The 16,050-nt window shown below is 35.5% G+C and carries 7 protein-coding genes; all 7 read left to right on the top strand.

What is annotated here, in order from left to right; genetic code table 11:
- The first annotated feature begins 132 nt into the window (after positions 1 to 132).
- Positions 133 to 4,293 (top strand): ZmpA/ZmpB/ZmpC family metallo-endopeptidase, encoded by a 4,161-nt coding sequence (locus ACWOBP_RS07630; protein ID WP_455338184.1) that lies wholly within the window; start codon positions 133 to 135, stop codon positions 4,291 to 4,293.
- A 175-nt stretch (positions 4,294 to 4,468) separates the two neighbouring features.
- Complete coding sequence (locus ACWOBP_RS07625) at positions 4,469 to 5,455, top strand: YeiH family protein (RefSeq protein ID WP_455338183.1); 987 nt, start codon at positions 4,469 to 4,471, stop codon at positions 5,453 to 5,455.
- Between the two features lie 76 nt (positions 5,456 to 5,531).
- Positions 5,532 to 6,458, top strand: a complete 927-nt coding sequence (locus ACWOBP_RS07620; RefSeq protein ID WP_455338182.1) for a nitronate monooxygenase — start codon at positions 5,532 to 5,534, stop codon at positions 6,456 to 6,458.
- Positions 6,459 to 7,239: 781 nt separating this feature from the next.
- Positions 7,240 to 7,995 carry a DeoR/GlpR family DNA-binding transcription regulator gene (locus ACWOBP_RS07615; protein ID WP_455338181.1) on the top strand — a complete coding sequence of 252 codons (756 nt, stop codon included), beginning with the start codon at positions 7,240 to 7,242 and terminating at the stop codon, positions 7,993 to 7,995.
- 2 nt (positions 7,996 to 7,997) lie between these two features.
- Positions 7,998 to 8,915 carry a 1-phosphofructokinase family hexose kinase gene (locus tag ACWOBP_RS07610; RefSeq protein ID WP_455338180.1) on the top strand — a complete coding sequence of 306 codons (918 nt, stop codon included), beginning with the start codon at positions 7,998 to 8,000 and terminating at the stop codon, positions 8,913 to 8,915.
- 357 nt (positions 8,916 to 9,272) lie between these two features.
- Positions 9,273 to 11,216: a PTS fructose transporter subunit IIABC gene (locus tag ACWOBP_RS07605; protein WP_455338179.1), complete on the top strand. Its 1,944-nt coding sequence runs from the start codon at positions 9,273 to 9,275 to the stop codon at positions 11,214 to 11,216.
- A gap of 723 nt (positions 11,217 to 11,939) precedes the next feature.
- The coding region (locus ACWOBP_RS07600) for a SasC/FmtB family protein (RefSeq protein WP_455338178.1) at positions 11,940 to 16,050 on the top strand (4,111 nt) is incomplete at its 3' end.

Here is a 16,050-nt window from a genome sequence, read left to right as displayed (position 1 = left end):
GTATTAAGGGATGAGAGTGTGTTGTTAAAAAATATAGAAATATTATCGTTTTAACTTTAGATTATAGTTGCTTAAATGTATTAAGTTTGCTATAGTAAAGTTGATTGAAATAATAGACATGTGGAGGAAAAGATGACAAAAAAAGATAACTTTAGAAGGAAGCAGTATTTCTCAATAAGAAAATATAAGATGGGAGCTTATTCGGTATTATTGGGAACAAGTTTGTTTTTTTCTTTAAACTACGTTAGCGAAGCTAAGGCAGCAGAAGTGAAGGAAGTTACCACTCATGCGGTAGATAAAGATAGCTTATCAGATCAGATAAAAAATCAATTGAAAATTTTTGAAGAAAATAAAATAGAAGTTGAAAAGGATAAAGAGTATTATTTTGTATATAAAAAAAATAATTTATTGCCTAATACAGGAAGTCTGTCAACAGGGACAGCACTTCTAGGTGGAGCGCTATTATTAGTATGTTTAACATTGGTAAAAAAAAGAAAAGGTAAATTAATTTTTTTAGTTAGCATGTTAACTATAAGTGGAAGTGTTAGTCAAGCAATAGCGTTAAGTGATTTTGAAGAAATAAGTCCAGAGATTGTTAAAGTGGTAAATGGTGGAATGTTACCTAATCCGGACCTTGTTAATGGATATAGTTTTACAGGATTCTATTTTAAAAGAGAGATTCAAGCGAATAAGATGCAACCTCTATTTGAAGATATGACGGTAAAAGAAATTGCTACATCATCAACAGCCGAGAAAGGTGAAAGCTTAGTGCAACCCGAGAATCCAGAAGGAGTGGTAAGTGAAAAAGGTGAGAGCTTAGTGCAACCCGAGAATCCAGAAGCAGTAGTAAGCGAGAAAGGCGAAGCGTTAGTCCAGTCCGAGAATCCAGAAGGAGTAGTAAGCGAGAAAGGCGAAGCGTTAGTCCAGCCCGAGAATCCAGAAGGAGTAGTGAGTGAGAAAGGCGAAGCGTTAGTCCAGCCCGAGAATCCAGAAGGAGTGGTAAGTGAAAAAGGTGAAGCGTTAGTCCAGCCCGAGAATCCAGAAGGTGTGGTGAGCGAGAAAGGCGAAGCGTTAGTCCAGCCTGAGAATCCAGAAGGTGTGGTGAGCGAGAAAGGCGAAGCGTTAGTCCAGCCCGAGAATCCAGAAGCAGTAGTAAGCGAGAAAGGTGAAGCGTTAGTGCAACCCGAGAATCCAGAAGGTGTGGTGAGTGAGAAAGGTGAAGCGTTAGTCCAGCCCGAGAATCCAGAAGGAGTAGTGAGTGAGAAAGGCGAAGCGTTAGTCCAGCCCGAGAATCCAGAAGGAGTAGTGAGTGAGAAAGGCGAAAGTTTAGTACAACCCGAGAACCCAGAATTTGGAATAAAACCAACTCCGGAACAACCGGTACTAGACGTAAAGCCAGCGCCAGAGGAAACACCAATATTCGATGAAAAACCAAATCCAGACGTAAAACCAGTACCAGAGGATAAAGTGGATGTAAAGCCGACTATACCAGGCCCGATAATTAATGAAAAAGAATTAGACTATAAAATAATTTATAAAGCATCACCAGACTTAAGTTATAATAAGCAACAAGTAGAAACACCAGGTGAAAAAGGTAAGGAAGTAACTACTACTTCGTATACTCTTGATAAATCTACTGGAAAAATAGTAGAAAATATTTCTACAAAAATAGAAAAACAATCAGTAAATAAAGTTGTAAAAGTTGGGAATGTGGAAAAAATAATAACTACTGTAGAAATCACAGAGACGAGAAAAGATGCCCCTGAACTTCCAAAAGGAAAAGAAGTAGTTGAAGATGCAGGTGAACAAGGTGAAATAACAACGACTAAAACTTATGAAGTTAACCCTGAAACTGGGGAATTAACTAATCCAACAGAAAAAACTGAAACAACTAAAGCTATGCGACAAAAAATAATCTTGGTTGGAACAAAAGAAGACAAACCGCACTTATTGCCAGTTAATAGCGAATTAGAAAATGCAGTAAATGTAACGGAAGCTACTGTGGAAATGAAAAATGTAGACTTGTTAACGAACGAAAAGTTAAAAGCGCAGTTAGCTCCATCGGATATAGAAATAAACCGAGATTTATACTTGAAACGAAAAGAATTACAAAAAACTAATCCAGCGATAACTGATGCAGAAGTAAAAGAGGTTTTACGAAAAGAGTATCTAGAGAAACTATCTATCAAAGAAACACTAGAAGAAACAAAACAAAATCTAGATGAAAATCTTAAAAAAGTTGCGGCGCACACATTGAGTGTTATTGGAGATACTCCACAAAATAGAGAAAAAGTAAAACGTGATATTGAAGATAATAAAGAGAGAATATTACTAGGATTATCATATATAAACAGATTTTATAATATTGATTTTGGAGATACTAATATCCGTGATATATTAGCGTACAACCCAAGCTCGTTTGGTAAAAAAGACGTTACTTCTCTAGATTGGTTAAAACACCTTGGATCTATGAGTTATGACGAGCTAAAACTTACTAATAGCCCAAAAACATTTGAGAAATATTTCGGAAAAGTAACGGATAAACAAACATTATTAGATTTCCTAGATTACAATAGAACTACATTCACTAATATGGATGGGGATACGTGGTTAAAGAAAGCTAGTCGAGCTATTGTAGTTGAAAAAGCTTCGAAGCAAAAATCTGATGAGAAGGTCGGGTTATATACTAAATTAACTACTGATCCTGAAAAATATGGAGCTGAAGGACTTCAAATAATAAACAGAAGACAACAAAATATTGCTACATTGTTAGGTTTGGTGAATATTAAAGAACCAAGTGTGTATGCTATAACTAATATAGCGACGGTGACTTACGGAAACATCGGAACGTACATGGATACTTCTTTAGAGAAAACGAATAAAGCTAAGTATACCGAAGAGCTTAATAAGGTTAAAGAATTGATAGAATTAACTGCGACAAGGCAGGCTAATTATATTGATACTTTATATAGAATAACAAAATCGGAAAATCGTCCGAAATTAATTACTAATAGAGTAATTATAGACACGATGAAGAAATATACTGAGGATACAACTGCTGGAATAGCTAAAACATGGTCTAAAGATTCAGGACCAACAGCGGATAAAGGTGTTAAAGACTTCATGACACCATTAGGAATGTACTCGCCATCGCAAATTGTAGGAGCTGAGGCGAACGGAGTAGGTGTGCGTTACTTCATAGATAGAGTTCTAGACGATAGAGGTTCAGCGACTTACTCTCACGAAATGACGCATTTATTAGACAGAACGGTATTATTCAATAATCATGGCCGTCGAGATGGTACAGCTGCAGAATTTTATGCTAGAGGAATCTTTGAGAATTCATATACACCAGAAAAAGATACGTATTTCAACTTAAACTTTGTTTACGATGAAAGTAATAAAAATGGTTTCTACAACAAAACACCAGATAGATTTAAAACAGCTGAAGATTTGAAATCTTATATGCATGGAAGTTTTGATGTGCTGTATAGTTTAGATTATCTAGAAGCAGAAGCAACAAAACAACTTACAGCGGAAGATAAGACTAAATATTTCAAAAAAATAACTCCAATAAATTCAACTGGGACTAGAACACCTGTAGCATATACAAACCAGGCGGTTAAAGCTACGCACAATAGTGAAAAAATCTCAGAAATCACACTGGCAGAAGCGGAAAAACTAACTGATATTAATAGTTTAATCGATAATAATATTCTAGTGAACCGTTACATTATAAGTGGATTTAATGGTAAAGGTGACATAAAAGCTAATGGATATTATTTTGTAGATATGTTTGATACTATTTTTGGAGTAAGTGAAAACCCTCAAGGTATGAGTGGTGATATTACATTCAGAAAACAAGCTTTTGAACTTATGGGCGCTCTAGGATATTATGAAGGATTTGTACCTTATGTATCAAATCAGTATAAGCAACAAGCTGAAGCAGAGGGAGTACCGTTATCGGACAAATATATTTTTGATAAAATTCTAAGAAAATCGTATGTGGAGTTTAAAAAAGAACAAATTAATGAACGTGTTACAAAATTAGATAGACTAAAACCAATTACGATAAATTACAATGGAAAAGAAGTAGTCATAGATAGTCCGGAAAAATTAAAAAAACTTATGGAACAAGCTGTTCGAGAAGAAATGACTCAAATAAATCAAGGTAACACAACGGCTCAGAGACTTTCATATATAGAAACTCCGGTGCAAAAACTTAAAAAAGAAATCTATAAAGCATATTTAAGACAATCGCAAGACTTTACAGAGTCTATTTATAAAAACTAAAAAATAGACAGTAAGGTCAACAAATTTAAACTTAAAAACCAGACTTAGTATAGCGTAGTAGTTTTAATGACTGCTACGTTATCATTTTTTATTTTTTATTGAACATCTTCTTTTTGAGGAGTATAATTAAGCTATATGTACTTTTTTACAAATATTATAAAAGGGGAAATCTTTTATGGAAAGATTTAAGAGTGTTAATTTTTATTATACCTTAGGTATAATGTTAGTTATTTCGTTAGCTGCGAAATATCTTGCGCAAGTACCAGCGTTAAAACTTTTTGGACACTTGGTAATTGCGCTTGTTATTGGTATGGTGTTGCAAACATCGAAAGGATTAAAGGAACAGGTTAAGGCGGATATTCCGTTTATAAGTAATAAGTTCTTGCGCCTGGGGATAATTTTATTAGGGTTTAAGCTAGCGTTAGATAGACTTTTAACTGAAGGAAAGAAAACATTAGTTGTTGCCTTCTTTATTGTACTATTTATGATTACTTTAACTTACTTTATGTGTCGTGCGTTTAAAGTAGATCACGAACTCGCCCTACTTTCTTCATGTGGTTGTGGTATCTGCGGTGCTGCGGCAGTTATGGGGGTCAGTGGTCAGCTTCGTGCGAAAACTGATAATAGTGTCCTTGCTGTTGCGGTAGTTGCAATCTTGGGTACAGTATTTACCTTGATAGAAGTAACCTTACAACCCTATTTAGGTCTCGATGCATACAATTACGGAGTATTTACTGGAGGAAGTCTTCATGAAATAGCTCATGCAGTTGCGGCAGGAGGTGCAGGAGGTCAAGTAGCTCTAGATGCTGCGATTCTTACTAAGTTATCTCGTGTGCTTATGCTTATAGTCGTTGCAGGTGTGCTAATTGTAGTTAATAAAAAGACTCAAGATGAAACAAAAGGTAAGGTGCCGATGCCGTACTTTATTCTAGGGTTTATCTTTATGAGTATTTTAGGAAGTTATGTTACTTTCTTAAAACCACTAGCGCCTTATTTCGTCGATGCAGCGTATATCTTCTTAGGTATGGCAATGGCGGCTCTTGGTATGAGTGTAAACTTTAAAGTTATTAAAGAACGTGGTGTGCGAGTATTCACAGCGTGCTTCTTATCATCTGTGATCTTGATGATAGTTTGCTACGTGGTTGCTAGATTTATTTTCTAATGAGAAGATTAAGAGTGTTTTCTAGGAAGAATAGCTAGATGGAATAAAAATAAAAAATCGATAGAGGAGAATATTTATGACAATTACTAATCTTTTAGGGATAAAATATCCGATTTTTCAAGGAGCAATGGCTCAAATAGCGAGACATGAACTTGTTTCAGCGGTATCTAATGCTGGAGCGTTAGGAATACTTGCCTCAGGAGGAGTAAATCCTGAAGAGTTACGAAAAGAGATTCAACAATGTAAAGAACTTACAGATAAACCTTTTGCGGTTAATCTAATGCTTATGATGCCGAATATCGATGAAATAATTGATGTTGTTATTGAAGAAGGTGTTAAAATCGTCACAACAGGGGCAGGAACACCTAGAAAATTCATGCCACGCCTAAAAGAAGCGGGGATAAAAGTTATTCCAGTTATTCCTTCTGTGAAAGCTGCGAAGAAAATGGAAGAGTTAGGTTGTGATGCAGTCGTTGTCGAAGGAATGGAAGCTGGAGGACACGTTGGAACTAGTACGACTATGGCGCTATTGCCACAGGTAACGAGTGCGGTGAATATTCCTGTTATTGCAGCTGGTGGTATTGCTGATGGACGCGGAATGGCTGCGGCGTATTGTTTAGGAGCTAGTGGAGTTCAGATGGGAACTGTATTTTTAGCTTCAGAAGAATGTCCAGTGACAGATGCATATAAAAATATGATCTTAGAAGCGGTTGATACATCGACTACGCTAACTGGAGAGAAATTCGGAGCACCTGTTCGTGGTATTAAAAACGGACTTACAAAAAGATATCACGAATTAGAAGAACAATCTTCAACACTTATGGAATTAGAAGAGTTAACGTTGGGGTCATTAAGACGTGCTGTTTATGATGGTGACGTAGAAAATGGTTCTGTAATGGCAGGGCAAATAGCGGGATTGGTAACTGAAGTGCGTCCTGTAAAAAATATAATAGAAGATGTATTAAATGAGGCGAAAGAAGTATTGAATCGTACAGAAATATAATGAAGAAGTAGTTTAGAAGTTGATAGATTTTAGTCTGCTACTAAGAAAAAATGTTCTATAAAGAATATGAAGACAACAAAAATGTCCCTGAAGAACTATTTATCAAGGGAGTATGATATTTTCTTTAACAACATTTTTATTAACATATCTTGTAATGAAACTGGTAAAATTATTAGTAAATATTCCGAGTACATTCTACACATTATCTACTCATCGAAAAGGATACTGCCTTATTATAAAAGAAAGAGGAGATTATTAATTAGCTGCAATTAACAGAAATTGTAGAATTAATATAATGTTTTCCTGAAATTAAGAAAACACTCAAAGAAATAATTTTTAATTAATTATTCTTTGGGTGTTTTTTATATGAATTCTTGTTATTTCTTATTTAATAATTTTACTACTTTAAAGTATAATACTCACGAGTAGCAAAAAAATTGATTAAACTAATTTTAAAAATAATTTTTGCGGATTGAGTGATAAACAGTATTTAATTGTTTATTATAAATGATAGAAATCACCCATCAATCATGTGAAAAAATTTTTGTGGAGAAGATTTAAAAATCTTAGCTAATTTTTGTTTATAAGTGTTTTGAAAACATCTTAGAAATAACTTTGAAAATAAAAAAACGCTCATCATTTAGAAAAACAATCAAATATTAAAACTAAAACACTCATATTAATCATTTATTTTGATTATTTATGAGTGTTTTTGCTTGAATTTGATTGAATAGCTATATTATATTAGATATAATAATCATGGGAGTTAGGAGAGAAGACATTGGTAAATGAAAGATGGAATAAAATTTTAGATTTATTAGATGAGAGAGGTTCATTGAATCTAAAGGAGTTGATGGAACATTGTAATGTTTCGGAAGCTACAATAAGACGAGATCTTACAAATCTAGAAGATAAGAACTTATTATATAGAACACATGGTGGTGCGATGAAACGCTCAGCAGCCCGAGGAAGTGAAGAAAGTGTCGAAGTAAAACGTGCAGACTTTCTACAGGAAAAAAGAGAGATTGCGAAGTACATTTGTAATAATATATTACAATCAGGACAGACGATTTATCTTGATGCGGGGACATCAACATATGAAATGATAGAATACCTTCGTGGTAGAAGAATAACTGTTGTGACGAATTCAACATATCATTTACAGAAACTAATTAATAACAAAATTCATACAATAATATTAGGTGGAACGATAAAACATTCTACACAAGCTGTTATCGGTCCGGTCGCTATTGAACAACTGAAGAAATACAGCTTTGATATGTGTTTTGTAGGTTGCAATGGGATAGATGAAACTTTTGGTGTAACGACAGCTGAAGAAAATGAATCATTCATCAAAGCAACGGCGTTAAAAAATAGTAAGAGAAAATACATTCTTGCTGATAAGTCAAAATTCGGACATAAAAAATTCCAAAAATTCGCCGAATTAGATGATGTAATCATTGTATCTTATGAAGTCCCAGAACAATATAAGAAATTTAAAAATATAATAGAAGTAAAAAGTATAAAGGAGGACTAATAATGTATTATACAATTACTTTAAATCCAGCTGTTGACATGCTGACAACGGCGGAAAATTTCGCACTTGGAAAACTAAATAGAACCCAAGAAGCGAAGTACGTAGTAGGTGGAAAAGGTATTAATATCTCTATCTTACTTAACAATGTTGGTGTTGATAGTAAGGCGTGGGGATTTGTCGCTGGATTCACGGGATATTTTATAAAATCAGAACTAGATAACCTAGGTGTGAAACATGATTTTGTAGAAACACGTGGAGCGACTAGAATCAACATGAAGTTAACTACAGAAACAGAGACTGAAATTAACGGACAAAGTAGTAGTGTAAACCTAGATAACGTGAGTGACTTTTTTACTAAATTAGAAGTGTTGACTAAAGAAGATGTGGTATTTTTATCAGGTAATGTTATCGCGGGAATGGGAGTGAAAGACTTTAAAGCTATAGCGAAGAAAGTATCTACTTCAGGAGCTACATTAGTAGTAGACAGTAATAAAGAGTTGGTATTAGATACGCTTCAATACAAACCATTCGTGGTTAAACCGAATGAATTTGAACTTGGTGAAATGTTTGGAGTAACTTTAAACAGTATAGAAGAAATCTTACAATATGCTGAAAAATTACAAGAACGTGGAGCGAAAAATGTCCTTGTTTCACGTGGAGCAGACGGAGCTTTACTATTAACTGAAGATAAAGAAGTATTTGAGGTTAATGTAGCTAAAGGTAAGATAGTATCGACTGTTGCGGCAGGGGATAGTATGCTTGCGATGTTCGTTGCAAAATACAATGAAACAAAAAACTACCAAGAAGCTCTACGCTATGCATCGGCTGCAGGTGGTGCAACATCATTCTCAGTAGGAGTAGGAAGTAAAAAGCTAATTGAGGAGTTGTTGCCACAAATCGAAGTTGAAAAATTAAAATAAAGTTTCGATAGATTGATGGTGGTGGATGACCTAAAAGTCCTAAATTTTTAAAAAGTGTTTATTATACATCATAGACGCAGTGGTTTATTGATATCTAAATTCGCTTAATAAAAGCTCTTTAGATACCTAATAAACTGCGCGGGGGTGACTCAACGAAATCTTGTTTCTTTGAAATCACGATTTTGGAGTCACTCCCAAATTGAAGTTAAAAAATTAAAATAAAATTTCGATAGGTTGTCGGTGAGTGAATTAGTAATTAACCCTACAATTTGAAGTTGAAATAAATTATTTACAGAAAAAACAAAAATAAGTTAAAAATATTTCCTCGGAAATATATAATTAACAAAGGAGAAAGAAATGAAATTAACAGATGTTCTAAATTATGACTTAGTTCAATTCGGATTCAGAGCTGCTGATAAAAAAGAAGCTCTGGATAAACTAACAAGCATGTTAGTGGAAAAAAATATTATTGCTAGTAAAGAAAACTTCTTAAACGCGCTACTAGCTCGTGAAGCTCAATCAACTACAGGAGTAGGAGAAAACGTAGCTATCCCTCATGCTAAAAGTACAGACTTTAACAAAGCGATGATCGTTTATGCGAAAAGTGAAGAGGGTGTTGAGTGGGAAAGCTTTGATGGACAACCTGCAAAACACATCTTTATGATCTGTGCACCAGACGGTGGAGCGGACGAGCATCTTAAAGCTTTAGCTTCATTATCACAAGCTCTTATGGATGCAGATGTAAAAGCAGGATTAGATGCAGCTACAACTAAAGCAGATGTAGAAAAAGTATTCGCAGACTTCGTAGCGAAAACAGAAGTTCCAAAAGAGGAAGAAAAACCAGCAGCTCCAAGTGGAGAAAAACCATATATCATCGCGGTAACAGCTTGTCCAACAGGTATCGCCCACACATTCATGGCTGCGGAAAAAATTAAAGAAACAGCCAAAGCGATGGGACTAGATGTTAAAGTAGAAACAAACGGTCAGATTGGTGTAGAAAACAAACTTATAAAAGAAGACATTGAAAGAGCTGTAGGAATTATCGTTGCGGCAGATAAGAAAGTAGAAGTTGCACGTTTTGATGGATGCCCAACAATTATGACAAAAGTTGCAGACGGAATTAACAAACCAGAAGAACTTATCCAAACAATCTTAGATGGGAAAGCGCCTATCTACAAACATGACGGAGCGGCAGAAGATTCAGAAGATTCTTCAGCAAATGAAAGTATCGGGCGTCGTGCTTATAAACACCTAATGGAAGGTGTAAGTAACATGCTGCCATTCGTAGTAGCTGGTGGTATTCTTATCGCACTATCATTCATCTGGGGTATTAACTCATTTGATCCGAAAGATCCATCTTACAACAAAGTTGCAGAAGTGTTATTCTACTTCGGTAAAATTTCATTTAGTATGATGTTACCAATCCTAGCTGGATTCATCGGTCGTTCTATTGCTGATCGTCCTGGATTCATCGTTGGTATGATTGGTGGTATTTTAGCAGATCCAAGTATTTTAGGTCTGAAAAGTGATTTATTAGCGTACACTCCTTCAGGATTCTTAGGAGCGTTAGTAGCCGGGTTCTTAGCTGGTGGTATTATTCACGTATTAAAAATTTCATTCAGCTGGATGCCGCGTTCATTAGATGGTATTAAACCAATCTTCCTATTCCCTATCTTAGGGTCGCTAATCATGGGATTACTAATGATTTTCTTAATCAATGCGCCAATGGCAAGTGTCATGGAAGGATTAAAACACTTCATCGAAAGCCTTAGCGGAAGCGGTAAATTCATTCTTGGATTTGTAGTAGCTGCGATGATGGCTATCGACATGGGTGGTCCAATTAACAAAGCTGCTTACGTAACAGGTACAGCGCTATTAACATCTGCAGGAGCAGCAGGGAGTGATGTAATGGCTGCGGTTATGATTGGGGGTATGGTACCTCCATTAGCAATCGCAATCTCAGCTACAATCAACAAAAATATCTGGCCAAAAGCTCAACGTAGTGGAGCATTAGTAAACTACGTAATGGGATTATCATTCATCACAGAAGGAGCTATTCCATTCGCAGCAAGTAACCCGGCACGTGTTATTCCACCATTATTCATCTCAAGTGGTATCGCTGGAGCGTTAAGTATGACTTTTGGTGCAGTATCAAAAGCTCCTCACGGAGGAATATTCGCTATTGCTGCAGGAGCTGTAAGTAACCCACTTATGTATCTATTAGCTTTACTAATAGGAGCAGTATTAGGTGCATTACTACTAATTGCATCATTAAGCTTTGGTAAAAAGATAGTAAAATAAGATTTTAAATTAAATAATATATTATAGAAAAAACACTACTTTATTAAATTCTTAGGGTAGTTTGACTGTTGATAAATTCAGGTTATGTATGAATCAACGGTCTTTTTTTATTTAGGGAGAAGATGGAAATAATATGATATGAATTTTGTTGTATTTTGTCAAAGAAGAATATTAATTTGTAGTTTAATAAATAGATTTATAGTATAGGTGGTGAAAAGTTAAAATGATATCAGAAATTAATAGCAAGAAAAAATTATATTTGTTATATCAATAAATAGTAAAAATAATAATTATAGTTAGAATACTGTCAATATATCGAAAATATATAATTCTTTTATAGGTGAAACTATATATTTAAATTAAGGGGGAAAAAATATACTGGAAAATACATATAATTATTAAAAAATTACGAGTATATATATTCTGATGTTGTTGTATGAAAATAATAAAAAATATTTTATTATAAGAATGTATAGATAAAGAATAATGCTAATATTTAAAATATATTATAGTTTTATTAAAAGTAATATAAGAAAAAAGTTATATCTAAAACTTTTAAAAGTTGAATATGCATTCAAAAAGTGATAAAATACATAGTGAAAGGGGGTACATATAAAATTAAATCTATAGCCTTAAATATTTAAGAAAATATTTAAGGTAGGTTTTAGGTATCTATGTAATAATAGTTTAGTTAAAAATTCAAACTAGGAGGAGATAATATAAATGAAAAATAAATCATTAAAATACAACATAGAAAATTCAAGCCGAGAAAAAGTGACTCGTTTTTCTATTCGTAAAGTTAGTTTTGGTGCAGCCAGCGTAGCGGTATCAGCTTTATTCATGGCATTAGGACAAGGTTCAGCATCAGCAGCTGATACTAACACAACAACAGAAGCTAATGTAACAAACGCAGCGACAACTAGCAACACAACAGCACAGGATAATAAAAAGGAAGAGGTAGCGGCGCCAGTAGCAACAACTACTGCACCGACAACCCCAACAACAGCAGAAAAAGCAGCTGAAAAAATCAATGAAAAATTAGCAACAGAAACAAACACTACAGAAAATAAAGAGCAAACAACACCAAAAGCTCAAGAAACATCTAACACAACAGCAGAAACAACAAAACCTGCAGAAGCGACTGCAGCGACAACAGAAAGTAACAAACCAAAATCACGTAAGAGACGTGCGGTGGAATCAGATCCAGCGGCAACGACGACAACAGATGAAGATGATCCATCTGTAAACGCTAAAAACGTAGAGGTAGTTAACCCATATTTTGAAGCCAATGGTACACCAACTAAAGAAGAAAAATTCAAAGTAATTAATTCATTTGACTTAATAGGTTGGAAATTGACTAACCCTAATCAAACAAAAGTTGTTATCGCGAATGGGAAGGCTTCATCTTATGGTGGGTATGGAAGTGTAGTTGATCAGACTCACCCATATGGAATTCCATTGGCACTATATACGGTAAAAAATGATCCAAGTAGTAAGAGTGATAAATTTGGTGGTGTTTATCAAGACATCGATGTGAAACCTGGTCAAGAGATTGTTATTGGTCAAAACACAACTTCTTATGGTGGATTTGGAACTAAAAATAATAGAACTAAATTGACAGTTTCTTATCCTGAAAAAGGAAATCAAGAGCAAGCTAATCTTATTTGGCGTCCATTAGTATCACCATACTCAGGAGTATTCACAGTACCTAAAGGAGTAACAAAAATTCGTGTTCGTTTAGAAGCTGGCCCAGAAGGAATTAGCCAAGATGATAGTAGTAAAATTGAAATAGATGGACAAACATATTATGTAGGAGCCATGGTATCGAAATTATCTATTACAACAGGGGCGCACGTTGTAGCTAAAACACCAACTGTAAAATATGATGAAGTATCACCATCGGCAACAGCAACAACTGTAAGAGCTACAATTAGTGTAGATCTAGTAAACGAAGGACACGCTTATTCAGCAAATAATAAATATTCTGTAAAATTACCAGATAATGCGACTTATGTATCATCTGAAGGTGGAACAGCTGCAAATGTAAATAATGGTACTTTAAGTATCGATTATAAATCATTAGCACCTGGTGAGAAAAAAACATTAACATATACAGTAGATTTACCAGCAGATAAAGTAAGCTCTAATGATTTTAATGGAATTAGTACATGGAAAACAAATACAGCATTTAATGGATTAGAAGGAACAGTTGTAGGTGGTACTGTAATCGGTACACCTGGAGCGAAGATTCGTAATATTCCGGTAAAAACTCAAAATGTAACAGTTAACATGTATAAAACAGATTTAGAAAACAAAGTTAACGAATTAGAGACTAAATTAGCACAGCTAAATGAAAGTGACTATACTCCAGAAAGCTGGAAAGCGATGAAAGATCAACTTGCTACAGCTAAGCAAATTCTAAACGAAGAACAAGATAATGTACCTGTAGCTGATAGAAAAAATCAAGCTGAAATTAACGCTAAATTAGTATTATTAGAAAAAGAAAAAGCTAAATTAGACTTAGAGAAGGCAGCTAAAGATCAACTTGCAGCAATTGATGCAGTTGATGGTTCAGTAAAAGAAGAAAAAGAAGCAGCTAAAGCAAAAGTAATTGAAGCATTGGCAGCAGCTAAAAAAGCGGTAGATTCAGCAACAACAGAAGCTGATGTAACAGCAAAACTTACAGAAGAAACAAACAAAATCACACCGATACTTCCAGCAGAAGAAGTTAAGACAGCGGCGAAAAATGATATTCAAAGTATACTTGAAGAGAAGAAAACTCAAATAGCGGGTCGTTCAGATTTAACAACAGAAGAAAAAGAAGCAGCTGTAAAAGAAGCAGAACGTTTAGCTCAAGAAGCTAAAAATAGAGTAGATGCAGCAACTACTCAAGAATCTGTTGAACGTAACAAAGACCGTGGAGAGGAAAAAGTAGAAAAAGTAGATCCAGCAGCGAAAGCAAAACCAGCGGCAAAAGCAGCAATTGATGCAGCATTAAAAGCACAAGAAGCAGCAATTGATGCAAAACCTGATTCAACAAAAGAGGAAAAAGATGCAGCGAAGGAAGAAGCGCGAGCAAAAGCAGAAGAAGCTAAGAAAGCAATTGATGCAGCAGCCTCTAATGCGGATGTAACATCAGCTAAGGAAGCAGGAGTAGCAACTATTACACCTGTAGAACCAAAAGCAGAAGTAAAACCAGCAGCAAAACAAGCAATCGAAGATGCTTATAATGATAAAGTTGCAGAAATCGAAAAACGTCCAGAATTAACAACGGAAGAAAAAGAAGCAGCAAAAGCAGAAGCGCGTAAATTAGCAGATGCAGCAAAAACAAATGTTGATAAAGCGAAAACAGATGCGGGAGTCGCGGTAGCAGAGCAACAAGGAACTACAAAAGTAGCAGATGTAGATCCGGTAGCAAAAGCAAAACCAGCAGCGAAAGCAGCAATTGATGCAGCATTAAAAGCACAAGAAGCAGCAATTGATGCAAAAACTGATTCAACAAAAGAAGAAAAAGAAGCAGCAAAAGCAGAAGCACATGCAAAAGCAGAAGCAGCGAAAACAGCGATTGATGCAGCAGCTTCTAATGGGGATGTAACAACAGCAAAAGAAGCAGGAGTAGCAACTATTACACCTGTAGAACCAAAAGCGGAAGTAAAACCGGCAGCAAAACAAGCAATCGAAGATGCTTATAATGATAAAGTTGCAGAAATCGAGAAACGTCCTGAGTTAACAACAGAAGAAAAAGAAGCAGCAAAAGCAGAAGCACGTAAATTAGCAGATGCAGCAAAAGCAAATGTTGACAAAGCGAAAACAGATGATGCGGTAGCGACAGCAGAAGACAAAGGAACTACAAAAGTTGATAATGTAAATCCAGCAGCAAAAGCAAAACCAGCAGCAAAAGCAGCAATTGATGCGGCACTAAAAGCGCAAGAAAAAGCAATTGATGCAAAACCTGACTCAACAATAGAGGAAAAAGAAGCAGCGAAGGAAGAAGCACGAGCAAAAGCAGAAGCAGCAAAAGCAGCAATTGATGCAGCAGCTTCTAATGCGGACGTAACAACAGCAAAAGAAGCAGGAGTAGCAACTATTACACCTGTAGAACCAAAAGCGGAAGTAAAACCAGCAGCAAAACAAGCAATCGAAGATGCTTATAATAATAAAGTTGCAGAAATCGAAAAACGTTCAGATTTAACAACAGAAGAGAAAGAAGCAGCAAAAGCAGAAGCGCGTAAATTAGCAGATGCAGCAAAAGTAAATGTTGACAAAGCGAAAACAGATGATGCAGTAGCAGTTGCGGAAGAGAAAGGAACTACAAAAGTTGATAATGTAGATCCATTAGCAAAAGCAAAACCAGCAGCAAAAGCAGCAGTAGATGCAGCATTAGCAGAAAAAGAAAAAGCAATCGACGCTAACAACAAACTTTCAGACGCAGAAAAAGCAGCGGCGAAAGAAGAAGCTAAGAAAGCAGCAGACGAAGCTAAGAAAGCAATCGAAGCAGCAGCTGACCAAGCTGGAGTAGACGCAAAAGCAACTGAAGGAACAGATGCAGTAGCAGCAGTAAACCCAGTAGGAAAAGAAAAAGCGAAAGCAGCAGTAGATGCAGCATTAGCAGAAAAAGAAAAAGCAATCGAAGCTAACGACAAACTTTCAGATGCAGAAAAAACAGCAGCGAAAGAAGAAGCTAAGAAAGCAGCAGACGAAGCTAAGAAAGCAATCGAAGCAGCAGCTGACCAAGCTGGAGTAGACGCAAAAGCAACTGAAGGAACAGATGCAGTAGCAGCAGTAAACCCAGTAGGAAAAGAAAAAGCGAAAGCAGCAGTAGATGCAGCATTAG

This window comes from Gemella parahaemolysans, assembly GCF_053758945.1.
This window is presented reverse-complemented; position numbering and strand designations above follow the sequence as displayed.

Bases quoted from the DNA above. Each gene is read 5' to 3' on its own strand.
- ACWOBP_RS07630 (WP_455338184.1), top strand. From the start codon at position 133: ATGACAAAAAAAGATAACTTTAGAAGGAAGCAGTATTTCTCAATAAGA.
- ACWOBP_RS07625 (WP_455338183.1), top strand. From the start codon at position 4,469: ATGGAAAGATTTAAGAGTGTTAATTTTTATTATACCTTAGGTATAATG.
- ACWOBP_RS07620 (WP_455338182.1), top strand. From the start codon at position 5,532: ATGACAATTACTAATCTTTTAGGGATAAAATATCCGATTTTTCAAGGA.
- ACWOBP_RS07610 (WP_455338180.1), top strand. From the start codon at position 7,998: ATGTATTATACAATTACTTTAAATCCAGCTGTTGACATGCTGACAACG.
- ACWOBP_RS07605 (WP_455338179.1), top strand. From the start codon at position 9,273: ATGAAATTAACAGATGTTCTAAATTATGACTTAGTTCAATTCGGATTC.